Source organism: Nocardia sp. CY15 (assembly GCF_009829295.1).
Taxonomy (GTDB): domain Bacteria; phylum Actinomycetota; class Actinomycetes; order Mycobacteriales; family Mycobacteriaceae; genus Nocardia; species Nocardia sputi.
In genome coordinates this window covers 1-13975 of sequence record NZ_VUOT01000008.1, presented here as the reverse complement: position 1 = coordinate 13975, position 13975 = coordinate 1, and the positions used below count along the sequence as shown (strand labels likewise).

Here is a 13975-nt window from a genome sequence, read left to right as displayed (position 1 = left end):
ATGTTCCTCGTTCTTCTCGAGTGGACGACCTTGTCCCAGAACTGTCGGCGAACCCGCCTGTCGAATGCTTAACAGCCGCTTGGAGATCGACAGAAGCGCAGGCAGCGTTCGCATCCGACACTTATTGGAATGATCTGTTCAAAACTGTGCTAGCCTGAATCCGTGGCACGACCCAGATTGTTCGACGAGGACCGCGCGGTGGACGCGGCGATGCGCGCGTTCTGGCGCGCCGGATACGAGGCGACCTCCACCGAGGACCTCTGCGCCGCGACCGGACTGGGCCGCAGCAGCATCTACAACACCTTCACCAGCAAGCGCGACCTGTTCGGGCGCACCCTGCGGCACTACATGGCGACCAAGAACGCCGCGACGTTCGACCTGCTCGACAGCCGGACGGAGGTGCGGGCCAAGATCCGCGCACTGCTGTGGCAGATCGTCGAGGCCCCGGACGAGGACCCGCGCGGCTGCCTCGTGGTCAACTCGACGATCGAACTGGCCCCGCGCGACCCCGAACTGGCCGCCGTCCTCGCCGCCGACCACGAGCGACGGCTCGCGGTGCTGACGGACGTGTTCGAAGCGGGCAGGCGCGCGGGCGAGATCGCACCGGACAAGAATCCGTCCGCCCTGGCCCACTTCGTGATCGCCACCATCGGCGGCATGCGGGTGGCCGCACGCGGCGGCGCGGATCGCGAGACGCTGGCCGCCATCGCGACCACCGCGCTCGACGCGCTCTGAGTCGCCCAAGCCTGTTTCCATCCGACGGCGAATATGCCGCGCCCTCATTTTGGATAGTTCAGTACAAAACAAGGAGGTACCGATGCCCGTGGCGATCTATGTCCTGGGTCTTTCGATCTTCGCCCAAGGCACCTCGGAGCTGATGCTCGCGGGCCTGCTCACCGAAATGGCCGGGGACCTGGGCGTATCCGTGCCGCGCGCGGGCCTGCTCATCTCGGCGTTCGCGCTGGGCATGCTGGTGGGCGCGCCGGTGCTGGCGGTTTCGACGCTGCGCTGGTCGCGGCGCACCGCGCTGCTCGCCTTCCTCGCGGTGTTCGTCGGCACCCATGTGATCGGCGCGCTGACCTCGGACTACTGGGTCCTGTTCGCGACCAGGGTGGTCGGCGCGTTCGTCTACGCCGGATTCTGGGCGATGGCCGCGACCACGGCGATCAGCCTGGTGCCGCCCACCGCACGGGGCAAGGCGATGAGCATCGTCGCGGGCGGGCTGACCTTGGCCATGATCATCGGACTCCCTGCGGGCACCGTGATCGGACAGCATTTGGGCTGGCGTGCGGCGTTCTGGGCCGTCGCACTGCTGTCGGCCGCCGCGATGATCGGCGTGCTGGCGAAGATCCCCGGCGGACGCCCCGCCACGCCGCCACGGCTGCGCACCGAACTGCGCACGATGCTGCGCCCCGAACTCTGGCTGTCCTACGCCACCACCGCGCTGGCCATCGCCGCCCTGATGGTCACCTTCGCCTACCTCGGCGCCTTGCTGTCGGACGCGACCGGCATGGCCGAGGGCTGGATTCCGGTGGTGCTCGGTATCTACGGCCTCGGCGCCTTCCTCGGCATCGCGATCGGTGGGCGCACCGCCGACACCCATCCGCTGACCAGCCTGTACGTCGGCATCACCGGAGGCGTGCTCACCTCGGCACTGCTCGCCCTTACGGCGGAATACACCGCTCCCGTCGTCGTGCTGTCATTCCTGTTGGGCGCCTTCGGTTTCGGCATCAACCCGACCTTGAACAGCCGCGTCTTCACCCTCGCGGGCGACGCGCCCACCCTGGCGGGAGCCACGAACATCTCCTCGTTCAACGTCGGCATCACCGCAGGCCCCTGGCTCGGCGGCCTGGCCATCGGCGCGGGCCTCGGTTACGACGCGGTCGCCTGGATCGGCGTGGTTCTCGGCATCGCCGCGCTAGGTGTCGTCGCGTGCAGCCACGCCCTGCACCGCAAGCAGGCGATACGAGCGTCGACCGCCGCACCTGCCCCGGCACTGGCCGACGTGGCTGGGTAACTCTTCGCACAGTGGCAGCGGCCCTCACCCGACGATGCGCGGATCGGGTGCAGGGCCGCTGTTGTGGGAAACCCGTCGCTCAGCCGGCCAGGCAGCCGGGGCCGAGGAGGGCCTTGAGGTCGCCCATCAGGGCGGAGGACGGTGAGACTCGCAGGCGGTCGTCGAGTTTCAGCAGCGTGGTCTTGTCCCGGGCGCCGACATGCCGGATATGGACATCCGACGTGCCGGGGTGCCTGGACAAGACCCGCTTGAGTTCGCCGATCTTGTCCGGTGTGCACATCCGGGTGGTGACGGTGACCGCGAGCGGCTTGGCTACGCCGACGGCGGACAGGTCGGGGACGGCCAGATCGTTGGCGATCAACGAGATCCGGTCGTCGCGGACCGAGACGCGCGCCTTGATCAGCACCACGGCGTCCTCGACCACGTCCATCCCGTACACCGAGTACGCCTGCGGGAAGAACAGCACCTCGATGCCACCGGTGAGGTCTTCCAGCTGCGCCGAAGCCCAGGCCAGGCCGTTCTTGTTGATACGCCGGTTCACCGACGCCAGGATGCCGCCGACGGTCACCTGGGTGCCGTCTTTGATGTCGCCTTCGAGGATGGCGGGGATCTGCGTGTCGGCTTGGGCCGCGAGCACGTGCTCGACGCCGTTGAGCGGGTGCCCGGAGACGTACAGGCCGAGCATCTCCCGCTCCAGCGCGAGGCGGTGCTTGGACTCCCACTCCTCGTCGGGCACCTTCACGTTGAAAACCGAAGTCACCGACTCGTCCGCGTCCAAGCCGCCGAACAGGTCGAATTGACCGATCGCCTCGGCCTTCTTGGTGGCCATCACGGCATCGATGGCGTCGGAGTGGATCAGCATCAGGCCCTTGCGCGGATGACCGAGGGAGTCGAAACCGCCTGCCTTGATGAGTGATTCGGTGACCTTCTTGCTCGCGGCGATCGCGTCGATCTTGTTCAGGTAGTCGGAGAAATCGGTGAACTTCGATTTCTCCTTGCGCGCCTCGATGATCGAGGCGACGACGTTCGCGCCGACATTGCGCACCGCGCCGAGACCGAAGCGGATGTCCTTGCCCACGGAGGCGAAGTTCTGCTCGGACTCGTTGACGTCCGGCGGCAGCACGGTGATGCCGAGACGGCGGCAGTCGGAGAGGTAGACCGCGGCCTTGTCCTTGTCGTCGCCCACGGAGGTGAGCAGGCCCGCCATGTATTCGGCCGGGTAGTTGGCCTTGAGGTAGGCGGTCCAGAACGAGACGAGGCCGTAGCCCGCGGCGTGCGACTTGTTGAACGCGTAGCCGGCGAACGGAAGGATGGTGTCCCACAGCGCCTTCACCGCGGCCTCGGAGAAGCCGTTGGCGGTCATGCCCTCGTGGAAGCCCTTGTACTCGGCCTCGAGCACCTCGAGCTTCTTCTTACCCATGGCCTTGCGCAGCGCGTCGGCCTTACCCATCGAGTAGGAGGCGACCTTCTGCGCGATGAACATGATCTGCTCTTGGTAGACGATCAAGCCGTAGGTCTCGGCGAGGATGTCCTCGAGCGGCTCCTCCAGCTCCGGGTGGATCGGCTTGATCGGCTGCCGCCCGTTCTTGCGGTCGGCGTAGTCGTTGTGCGCGTTCATGCCCATCGGGCCGGGCCGGTACAGCGCGAGCACGGCGACGATGTCGTTGAAGCCGGTGGGCTGCATGCGGCGCAGCAGATCGCGCATGGGGCCGCCGTCGAGCTGGAACACGCCGAGCGTGTCACCGCGCGAGAGCAATTCGTAGGTCGCGGGATCGTCCAGCGGCAGGTTGTCCATGTCCAGGTCGATGCCGCGGTTGGCCTTGATGTTGTCCAGCGCGTCACCGATCACGGTGAGGTTGCGCAGGCCGAGGAAGTCCATCTTCAGCAGGCCGATGGCCTCGCAGGACGGGTAGTCCCAGCCGGTGATGATCGCCCCGTCCTGGGGCCGCTTCCACACGGGGATGGCGTCCATCAACGGCTCGGAGGACATGATCACCGCGCAGGCGTGCACACCGGCGTTGCGGATCAGGCCCTCGAGGCCGCGTGCGGTCTCGTAGATCTTGGCCACGTCCGGGTTGTTGCCGATGAGCTCACGAACCTCGGCGGCCTCCTTGTACCGCTCGTGGTCGGGGTCCATGATGCCCGACAGCGGGATGTCCTTGGCCATGATCGGCGGCGGGAGCGCCTTGGAGATCTGGTCGGCGATGGCGAAGCCGGGCTGGCCGAACTGGACGCGCGCGGAGTCCTTGATCGCGGCCTTGGTTTTGATGGTGCCGAAGGTGATCACCTGGGCGACCCGGTCGGTGCCCCACTTCTCGGTGGCGTAGCGGACCATCTCACCGCGGCGGCGATCGTCGAAGTCGATATCGATATCGGGCGCAGAGGGGCGCTCCGGGTTGAGGAACCGCTCGAACAGCAGGCCGTGCGGCAGCGGGTCGATGTTGGTGATGCCCAGCGCGTAGGCCACCAGCGAACCGGCCGCGGAACCACGGCCGGGGCCGACCCGGATGCCGACCTCCCGCGCGTGCTTGACGAGGTCGCCGACGACGAGGAAGTAGGCGGGGAAGCCCTTCTGCTTGATGACGTCGAGCTCGAAGTAGGCGCGGGTGTAGTACTCCTCGGGCACGCCGCCGGGGAACCGGCGGGCCAAACCGCGGTCGACCTCTTTGCGCAGCCAGGAGTCCTGATCCTCGCCCTCGGGCACCGGGAAGACCGGCATGCGGTCCTTGAAGGCCCACACGTCGTCGTAGGACTGCACCCGCTCGCCGATCAGCACGGTGTTGTCGCACGCGCCGGGCACCTCGGCGTCCCAGAGCGCCCGCATCTCCTCGGCGGACTTCAGGTAGTAGCCGTCACCGTCGAACTTGAACCGGGTGGGGTCCGACAGCGTCTTGCCGGTCTGCACGCACAGCAGCGCCTCGTGGTTGGCGGACTGATCCTTGGTGACGTAGTGGCAGTCGTTGGTGGCCAGCGCCGGAATGCCCAGCTGCTTGCCGACGTTCAGCAAGCCCTCGCGGACCCGGCGCTCGATGGACAGGCCGTGGTCCATGACCTCGAGGAAGAAGTTCTCCTTGCCGAAGATCTCCTGCCACTTGGCGGCGGCCTCCAGCGCCTCCCGCTCGTGACCGAGGCGCAGGCGGGTCTGCACCTCGCCGGAGGGGCAGCCGGTCGTCGCGATGATGCCCTCGGCGTACTGGGCGATGATCTCCGCGTCCATGCGCGCCCACTTGCCGAGCTGGCCTTCGATGGAGGCCAGCGAGGAGAGCTTGAACAGGTTGCGCAGGCCGGTCGCGTTCTCGGCGACCATGGTCATGTGCGTGTAGGCGCCCGAGCCGGAGACGTCGTCGCCCTTCTGGCCGGGATCGCCCCACTGGACGCGCTTGGTGTCGAACCGGGAGCCGGGCGCGATATAGGCCTCGATGCCGATGATCGGCTTGATGTCGTGCTTCTTGGCCGAGTTGTAGAACTCGGAGGCGCCGTACATGTTGCCGTGGTCGGTCATCCCGACCGCGTTCATCCCCAGCCGTTTCGCCTCGGTGAACAGTGGCGAGATCTTGGCGGCACCGTCGAGCATGGAGTACTCGGTGTGGTTGTGCAGATGGACGAACGATCCGGACGAGGCGGCCAAGACGGTCCTTCCTCCCAAGGTCTCGACGGGGGTTGGCTGGACCGATTCTAGGCGTGCGCACCGACTGGTCTTGACCGGCACGCGGGTGCGGATCGGACATCGGCGTGTCGGCTGCTCAGGCCACCGGCGCGTCCTGGCGACTCGCCCGAGGAGCGGCCGATTTCCGCGAGTGTTGCAATCGCGCCGAATGCCGGAACACCGAACGTCGGCCGTGGCGCGGCGGTAGGCTCTGCTTCCCTCCCCCACGGCGATGTCGGACGCTTGACGGGACGGATGAGCGTGACAGACAAGAACTTTCCCGATTCGTGGAGGTGTCGATGCATTCGACGACAGCGCTGTTGATGGTTCCCGCGACGGCGGTGGCCGCCCTGGTCGCGACGGCCGCTCCGGCGGCGGCGGCCCCAGCCGCCTTCGCCACGGTGTACACCCTGGCGCAGGGGCCGTGCGTGGGTCAGGTGGAGATGTCGGTCAACGGCAACGCCTACCCCAACCAGGCGGCGTTCACCGTGGGCGCGACGCTGGTCGGCGCCGGGCCGTGCACGCTGCCGCTCACGCTGAACTGGCGCAATGTCGCGACCGGTCAGGAAGGGGCGTTCAAGGTGGTCGCGCAAGGTCCCGGCTACTGGGGCAACAGCGGCCACTCCGCCCTGTTCGTGCCGGGCATCGGCACGTTCACCGCTACCGTCGGCGTCGGCGCGGCGCACTTCCCGGCGCCCGGCACCGTGGAGTTCACGGTGCCGCAGTACCAGGGCTGAGCCAGCCGTCCCCGTCCGGCCTCTACACCGGCCGTCTCGGGCAGTCACATCGATCGCCTGGGACAGCTACACCGGCCGCCTCGGACAGTGCCATCCAGCACCGCGCCCACCGGCAACCGAGAGCACCCGGTCGGTACGGTCGTCCGGCATGGTCCCCACCCACCGGACCGCACCATCGCCCGGGTGACGCCGCGGTCCGGTGTTTCGGGCCGGAGCTCGGTCGCAGGTCCGCCACCGTGCCGCACCCCATCCGGTCGACGCGATAATCGTCCCATGAAGTCCGTGCGCCGATGCCCGCCATGACCACCGCGCTCGCCGTCGTGGCCGTGGCGGCGCTACTCGTCGGTGCGCTGCTGATCTGGTCGCGCACCCGCAGAGTGGTGACCACCCCTGCCGAGCGGGCGGTGCATTCGGCGCTGCACACCGCGTCGCTGGCGGCGGTCCCGCTGCGCCGCGGGCTGACCGAACGCTCAGCGCGGGAGGCCGCGCCCCACCTGCGCGCGCTCACCGGCGCGGACGCGCTCGCGCTGGCGAGCGCAGACGGCACGCTGCTCGCCTGGGACGGCCCGCACGCCGAACTGGCCGAGTACTTCACCGAAGCCGCGGAGCGCGCCGTCGCGGGCGAGCGGCCGGTGCTCGTGGCCGGGCCCGGCCGCGGCGAACACGCGGGGCGCACGCTGATCGCGCAACCATTGTTGATCGACTCGACCGGCGTGGCCGGGGTGCTCGGCGTCGTGAGCACCGGGCAGCCGGGGCCGGGCCGGCTCGGTGCGGTCGCCGAGGTGGCGCGCTATGCCTGCGGCCAGCTCGAATTGGCCGAGCTGGACGCGTCACGGGCCCGGTTGGACCGAGCGGAAGTGCGTGCGCTGCGAGCGCAGATCAGCCCACACTTCATCTACAACGCCCTGAACACCATCGCCTCGTTCGTCCGCACCGACCCGGCGCGGGCCCGCGAACTGATCCTCGAGTTCGCCGACTTCACCCGCTATTCCTTCCGCGCGGCGGGCGAATTCACGGTGCTGTCGGACGAACTGCGCAACATCGAGCGATACCTCGCGCTGGAACGGGCCCGCTTCGGCGACGCGCTGCAGGTCCGGCTGCGGATCGCGCCCGAGGTGCTCGGCGTGGTCCTGCCTTTCCTCGCGCTCCAGCCGCTGGTGGAGAACGCTGTGCGGCACGGCCTGGCGGGCACCGCGCGCGGCGGCACCGTCAGCATCGTCGCCACCGACGCGGGCACCGACTGCGTGATCAGCGTCGAGGACGACGGCGTAGGCATGGACCCGGACCTGCTGCGCTCGGGCGCGCTGGACGCCGTCGACGCCGGAACGGGCCCGGCGGGCTCCGGCGAGTCAGCCCACGTCGGTCTGGCCAACGTCGACGACCGGTTGCGCGCCGCCTTCGGCGACGACTACGGCCTGGTCGTGGAAACCGCGCCAGGGGCGGGCACCAAGGTCAGCCTGCGCGTCCCGAAATTCCGCGCGGGGATCCGGGCATGAGACCCGCGCGCGAAGCCCGGAACACGGCTCGTGCCTACGGCAAGCCACCCGATATTCGACCAACGCGCCCGAGGCCCGGAAGCACAGCGGGTCACGCCGACGACGCCCGGTCGGCGGCCCCGCACGGGAGCCTTACCATGGAGCGATTGTGACCCGCGTTACCGGCAAACCGGCGGGCGCGCTACGCGTGCTCGCCGTGGACGACGAGAAACCCGCTCTCGACGAGCTGGTGTATCTGCTGCGCGCGCGAACCGAGATCGGGGAGATCCACGCGGCCGGTGACGCCACCAGCGCGCTGCGGGTGCTGCGGGCCCATCCGATCGACGCGGTGTTCCTGGACATCAACATGCCGGGCCTGGACGGGATGGAGCTGGCGGGCATTCTCTCGGAATTCGCCAATTCACCCGCGGTGGTCTTCGTGACCGCGCACGACGACCGGGCGATCGCCGCGTTCGACCTGGGCGCGGTGGACTACCTGCTCAAGCCGCTGCGCGAGGCGCGGCTGGCGGAGGCGGTGCGGCGGATCGCCGCGGCGCGCAGCACGTCGCACCAGCCCGCCGCCGACGCGCGCGCCGATCCGAGCGAGGTCATTCCCGTGGAGCTGGGCGGGGTCACGACGCTGGTGCCCAGGTCGAGCGTGAGCTGGGTGGAAGCCGACGGTGACTACGCGCGGCTGCACACCAGCGACGGATCGCACCTGGTGCGAATCCCGTTGTCGGCATTGGAGGCTCGCTGGCACGACGCCGGTTTCCTGCGGGTGCACCGGTCCTACCTGGTGGCGCTGCGGCTGGTCACCGGGCTGCGCACGGTGGGTACCGGGACCGTGGTGTGCCTGCGGGCCGAGGGCGACGCGCAAGCGGTCGAACTGCCGGTCAGCCGAAGACAGGTGCGCGAACTGAAGCAGCGGCTGGTGCACCGGCCACGGCAACACTGGGGCGCCCCGTGACCGCGCCGCAGCGTCCGGGGCGCAGTCGCGTCGTGCTCTCCGAGCGCCGCGGGGCGCGGCGGGTACGCACACGGGTGGAGGTCGCCGAACAGACCGAGTTCGGCGAAGCGCTCATCGGCGGCCTCATCCGCGCGCAGCTAGGGCTCGCGCTACGCGTCGGCCTCGTGACGATCGCGCTGCTGTGCACGCTGCCCGTGCTGTTCCGGACCGGCTCGATCGGCTCGGCGACGGTGCTGGGCATCCGGTTGCCCTGGCTGCTGCTCGGCGGCGCGGTGTACCCGTTGCTGTTCCTGATCGGCTGGACGTACGTGCGCCTTGCCGAACGCAACGAGCAGGACTTCCTCGAATTGGCCGAGGACTGACGGTGCGCCGAGCTTCAACCACCTCCGCAGCGCGGACCACCGGCTTCGCCCACGCATACGTGGCGAGCGATTCGGCGGGCACGGGTACAGCCCGGCCGGCCCGCCCACTACGGCAGGCAGGGCTTCAGTCGTCCAAGCGATCCGCCACTGCCATCATCACACCCGCATCGCCCGCCACACCGACTCACCTGCCTCGCGGGATACGGCACGCAGGGCTTCAGTCGACCCGGCTAGAGGCAGCCGAGCGGAGCCGACGGCCACGGCAGCGATCCGCCTCACCCGCCGGACTGATTCACCTGCCGCGGGGCGCTTCGTGATCTCCGGCACCGCGCCCGCGCTGACCGTGGCCGCGCTGGTCCTCGCGGCGCTGGCGACTGTCGCGATCGGCGCTTACGGCGTGCGGCTCGCGCGCACCACCTCCGACTTCCTCGTCGCGTCCCGCAGCGTGGGGCCGCGCTGGAACGCGGCGGCGATCTCCGGCGAATATCTTTCGGCCGCATCGTTTCTCGGGGTCGCCGGATTGATCGCGAAATACGGCGCGGACGCGCTATGGTATCCGGTGGGGTTCACGGCCGGGTACCTGGCGCTGCTGCTTTTCGTCGCCGCGCCGCTGCGGCGCTCCGGCGCGTACACCGTGCCCGACTTCGCCGAATTCCGTTTGGGCTCAGTGCGTTTGCGCAGGCTCGCGGCCACCGTGGTGGTGCTGATCTGCGCGGTGTATCTCATCCCGCAGTTCCAGGGGGCGGGGCTGACCCTGCACATCCTGCTCGGGGTGCCGGACTGGGTGGGCGCGGTGGCGGTGGGCGTGATCGTGATCGCCAACGTGGTCGGCGGCGGGATGCGCTCGATCACCCTGGTTCAGGCCTTCCAGTACTGGCTGAAGCTGACCGCGGTGGCGCTCCCCGCGCTGGTCTTGCTCGGGCACTTCCTCGCCGACGAGCGGCAAGTCGGCGCGCCCGCTCCGCCGGTGGTGACCGAGCGAACGACAGTGGACGTGACCACCGACGTGGTGGTGCGGGTCAACGCTCCGCAGCAGGTCGCCATCACGGGAACCCTCGACAACCGCGCGGTCGACGGCCTGGTGCCGCTGACACCCGGAACCCATGATCTGGCGGCGGGCACGCGATTGGTGCTCGAGGCCGGAGCCACGGTGCCGGTGGTCGCGGGCGCGCCGGCGGACGGTGCGGCCTGGCTGGCGCCGGGTGGCGGGTTGGGCGGCCCGCATCCGACCTACCAGGTCTATTCGCTGATCCTCGCTACTTTCCTCGGCACCATGGGGCTCCCGCACGTCCTGGTGCGCTTCTACACCAACCCCGACGGGCGGGCCGCGCGCGCGACCGCGCTCGCGGTGATCGGCCTGGTCGGGCTCTTCTACCTGTTCCCCGTGCTGCTGGGCGTCTTCGCGCGGTTGTACGTGCCGCAACTGCTGATCACCGGGACCTCCGACGCCGCTGTGGTGCTGCTGCCCGGATCGGTGGTCGCCGGACTGCCGGGTCAGCTGCTCGCGGCGCTGGTCGCCGCGGGTGCGATCGCCGCCTTCCTGTCCACCTCCTCGGGACTGCTGGTGAGCATCGCGGGCGTGCTCAGCACCGACATGCTGCGGGGACGGATCCGTGACTTCCGCACGGCGGCGCTGGCGGCGGGCTCGGTCCCACTGGCGCTGTCACTGACCGTCGCGTCGCTGGACCTGTCCCGCACTGTCGGCCTGGCCTTCGCGGTGGCCGCCTCCACGCTGTGCCCGCTGCTGGTCCTGGGCATCTGGTGGCGCGGGCTGACCGCGGGGGGCGCGGCGGCCGGCCTGGTCGCGGGCGGGCTCGCGGCGGGCACCGCGACCGCCGTCTCGGTGACCGGCGGCTTCTCCGACGAGGTGGCGGGCGGCTGGCCCGCGGCGCTGCTCGGCTACCCGGCGGCGATCAGCGTGCCGTTGGCGTTCGCCACCATGGTGCTGGTCAGCTCGTTCACCCGCGGGCTCGGCGCCAGGGCGGTGAGCCGGATCTTCGTGCGGATGCACGCGCCGGAGCGACTGGGCATGGGCGCGGACCGCGAGCGCAGTCTGCGCTCGGACTGACCGGCGACCTGCCCGCGGCGCCACTCGGGCCGACCGTTCGTCGCGGCGCATCGACCGCTCACCGCAGATTCGGACACCTTCACGGAGTGACCCAGACCACAGCCTACTGACGCCCCGCTGGTCTGGCTTACCGTCCTCGAGAAGTAAGCCACGTCACTTGGTAGGACGATCATGACCAGTATCCAACTCGACGACACCGCCCCGCGGCGAGCGCCGAGCGCAGCAGAATTCGCCGAAGTACAGGCGAGCCCCCAATTCCAGGAACTGCGAAGCCGATTGCGCCGCTTCGTTTTTCCGATGACCGTGTTGTTCCTGCTCTGGTACCTCGGTTTTGTCCTGCTCGGCGCCTACGCCCATGACTTCATGAGCCGCTCGGTGTTCGGCAACATCAACGTCGGATTGCTGCTGGGCCTCGGCCAGTTCGTATCCACCTTCGTCATCACGGCGCTCTACGTCCGGTTCGCCAACCGTGAACTGGATCCGCGCGCGGCGAAGATCCGCGGCTACCTCGAGGGAGACCGAGCGTGAACACCGTGCACACCTATGCCGCGGCGGCGACGGTCGGCAACCCGATCGCCAATATCGCCATCTTCGGCGTCTTCGTCGCCATCACGATGATCGTGGTGATCCGGGCCAGCCGCAACAATGCCACCGCCGCCGACTACTTCACTGGAGGACGCGGCTTCTCCGGTCCGCAGAACGGCGTCGCCATCGCCGGCGACTATCTGTCGGCCGCGAGCTTCCTCGGCATCGCGGGCGCCATCGCGGTCTACGGCTACGACGGGTTCCTCTACTCCATCGGGTTCCTGGTCGCCTGGCTGGTCGCCCTGCTGCTGGTCGCCGAGATGCTGCGCAACACCGGCAAATTCACCATGGCCGACGTGCTGAGCTTCCGATTGAAGGAAGGCCCGGTGCGCACCGCCGCCGCGCTGTCCACGCTGACGGTGTCGCTGTTCTACCTGCTCGCCCAGATGGCGGGCGCGGGCGGGCTCGTCGCGCTGCTGCTGGACATCTCCGACAAGACCGGTCAATCCGTCGTGATCGCCGTGGTCGGCGTGCTGATGATCGTGTATGTGCTGGTCGGCGGCATGAAGGGCACCACGTGGGTGCAGATCATCAAGGCGGTACTGCTGATCGCGGGCGCGGCGCTGATGACCGTCATGGTGTTCGCCAAGTTCGGTTTCAACTTCTCCGACATCCTCGGCTCCGCCCAGGACGCGGTCTCGGATTCGGCGAACAAGGCGGTCGCCGCGCGCGACGTGCTCGCTCCCGGCGCGCAGTACGGCGGCAGCGAGACCTCGAAGCTCAACTTCCTGTCCCTCGGTCTGGCACTGGTGCTGGGCACCGCGGGCCTGCCGCACGTGCTGATGCGCTTCTACACCGTGCCCACCGCCAAAGAGGCGCGGCGGTCGGTGGTCTGGGCGATCGGCCTGATCGGCGCGTTCTATCTGTTCACCCTGGTGCTCGGCTACGGTGCGGCCGCGATCGTCGGACCGGACCGCATCCTCGCGGCCGCGGGCGGCCAGAACTCGGCGGCTCCGCTGCTGGCCTTCGAACTCGGCGGCGTAGTGCTGCTCGGGGTGATCTCGGCGGTCGCCTTCGCCACCATCCTCGCGGTGGTCGCGGGCCTGACCATCACCGCGTCGGCGTCGTTCGCCCACGACATCTACGCCAGTGTCATCAAGCGCGGGAAAGCCGGTGAGCGCGAACAGGTCCGGGTCTCCCGGATCACCGCGGTGGTGATCGGCGTACTGGCCATCGCGCTGGGCATCCTGGCCAACGGGCAGAACGTCGCCTTCCTGGTGGCGCTGGCGTTCGCGGTCGCGGCGTCGGCGAACCTGCCCACCATCCTCTTCTCGCTGTTCTGGCGGCGATTCAACACCACCGGCGCGTTGTGGAGCATGTACGGCGGCCTGATCTCCACGATCGTGCTGATCGTGTTCTCCCCCGCCGTCTCCGGCAGCAAGTCCGCCATGCTTCCCGGCTCGGACTTCGACTGGTTCCCGCTGTCCAACCCGGGCATCGTCTCCATTCCCTTGGCGTTCGTGCTCGGCATCGTCGGCACCTTCGTCGGCGGCAGGTCCGAGGATCCGGCCAAGGCCGCGGAGATGGAGGTCCGCTCGCTCACCGGCGTCGGCGCCGAGAAGGCCGTGGCGCACTGATCGTTGCCCGGCACACCTCGTTCCCTTTGCTTTTTCGTTAGGAGATTCGCGTGACCAGCGCAACCACCGATGACCGCGACACCACCGCCTTCCCGCCCGACGCGGATTTCGCCGCCCAAGCGAACGCGAGCGCGGCGTTGTACGACCGGGCGCAGTCGGATCGGCTGGAGTTCTGGGCCGAGCAGGCCCGCAGGCTGCATTGGGACCAGCCATGGACACAGGTGCTGGATTGGAGTGACGCGCCGGTGGCGAAGTGGTTCGTCGGCGGCAAGCTCAACGTCGCCTACAACTGCGTGGACCGCCACGTCCTCGACGGCCACGGCGACCAGGTCGCCATCCACTGGGAAGGCGAACCCGGCGACTCCCGCGCCATCACCTACCGCGAACTGCTCGACGACGTCTGCCGGGCCGCGAACGCCTTCACCGACCTCGGCCTCGTCGCCGGAGACCGCGTCGCGATCTACATGCCGATGGTCCCCGAAGCCATCATCGCCATGCTCGCCTGCGCCCGCCTCGGCCTCACCCACTCGGTCGTCTTCGC

The 13975-nt window shown here is 69.1% G+C and carries 11 protein-coding genes; 10 read left to right on the top strand and 1 reads right to left on the bottom strand.

Annotation, left to right across the window (positions count from 1 at the left end; genetic code table 11):
• Positions 1-162 precede the first annotated feature (162 nt).
• Both GVY39_RS12205 and GVY39_RS12200 read left to right on the top strand, forming a co-directional pair.
• Entirely contained in the window at positions 163-735 is a 573-nt protein-coding gene (locus GVY39_RS12205; protein ID WP_159923671.1) for a TetR/AcrR family transcriptional regulator, read from the top strand.
• An 82-nt stretch (positions 736-817) separates the two neighbouring features.
• Positions 818-2017 (top strand): Cmx/CmrA family chloramphenicol efflux MFS transporter, encoded by a 1200-nt coding sequence (locus GVY39_RS12200; RefSeq protein ID WP_159923669.1) that lies wholly within the window; start codon positions 818-820, stop codon positions 2015-2017.
• A gap of 79 nt (positions 2018-2096) precedes the next feature.
• Here the strand turns inward: GVY39_RS12200 and dnaE are convergent, their stop codons facing one another.
• A complete protein-coding gene (gene dnaE, locus GVY39_RS12195; protein WP_159923667.1) occupies positions 2097-5645 on the bottom strand; it encodes a DNA polymerase III subunit alpha in 3549 nt (1182 codons plus the stop codon).
• Positions 5646-5962: 317 nt separating this feature from the next.
• Here dnaE and GVY39_RS12190 point away from each other — a divergent pair, with 317 nt between their 5' ends.
• From GVY39_RS12190 to GVY39_RS12155, 8 genes are all read left to right on the top strand, one after another.
• Entirely contained in the window at positions 5963-6400 is a 438-nt protein-coding gene (locus tag GVY39_RS12190; RefSeq protein WP_159923665.1) for a hypothetical protein, read from the top strand.
• A gap of 299 nt (positions 6401-6699) precedes the next feature.
• Positions 6700-7896, top strand: coding sequence for a sensor histidine kinase (locus GVY39_RS12185; protein WP_159924014.1), 1197 nt, complete (start codon positions 6700-6702; stop codon positions 7894-7896).
• A 148-nt stretch (positions 7897-8044) separates the two neighbouring features.
• A complete protein-coding gene (locus tag GVY39_RS12180; RefSeq protein WP_159923663.1) occupies positions 8045-8842 on the top strand; it encodes a LytTR family DNA-binding domain-containing protein in 798 nt (265 codons plus the stop codon).
• Positions 8839-9204 carry a hypothetical protein gene (locus tag GVY39_RS12175; protein ID WP_159923661.1) on the top strand — a complete coding sequence of 122 codons (366 nt, stop codon included), beginning with the start codon at positions 8839-8841 and terminating at the stop codon, positions 9202-9204. Before GVY39_RS12180 ends, GVY39_RS12175 begins: the two co-directional genes overlap by 4 nt.
• A gap of 313 nt (positions 9205-9517) precedes the next feature.
• Positions 9518-11272: a cation acetate symporter gene (locus GVY39_RS12170; RefSeq protein ID WP_159923659.1), complete on the top strand. Its 1755-nt coding sequence runs from the start codon at positions 9518-9520 to the stop codon at positions 11270-11272.
• 171 nt (positions 11273-11443) lie between these two features.
• Entirely contained in the window at positions 11444-11800 is a 357-nt protein-coding gene (locus tag GVY39_RS12165) for a DUF485 domain-containing protein (RefSeq protein WP_159923657.1), read from the top strand.
• A complete protein-coding gene (locus tag GVY39_RS12160) occupies positions 11797-13434 on the top strand; it encodes a cation acetate symporter (RefSeq protein WP_195071709.1) in 1638 nt (545 codons plus the stop codon). The genes GVY39_RS12165 and GVY39_RS12160 overlap by 4 nt, the downstream gene beginning before the upstream one ends.
• A 50-nt stretch (positions 13435-13484) precedes the next feature.
• A partial coding sequence (locus GVY39_RS12155; RefSeq protein WP_159923655.1) for an acetyl-coenzyme A synthetase N-terminal domain-containing protein occupies positions 13485-13975 on the top strand: 491 nt, incomplete at its 3' end.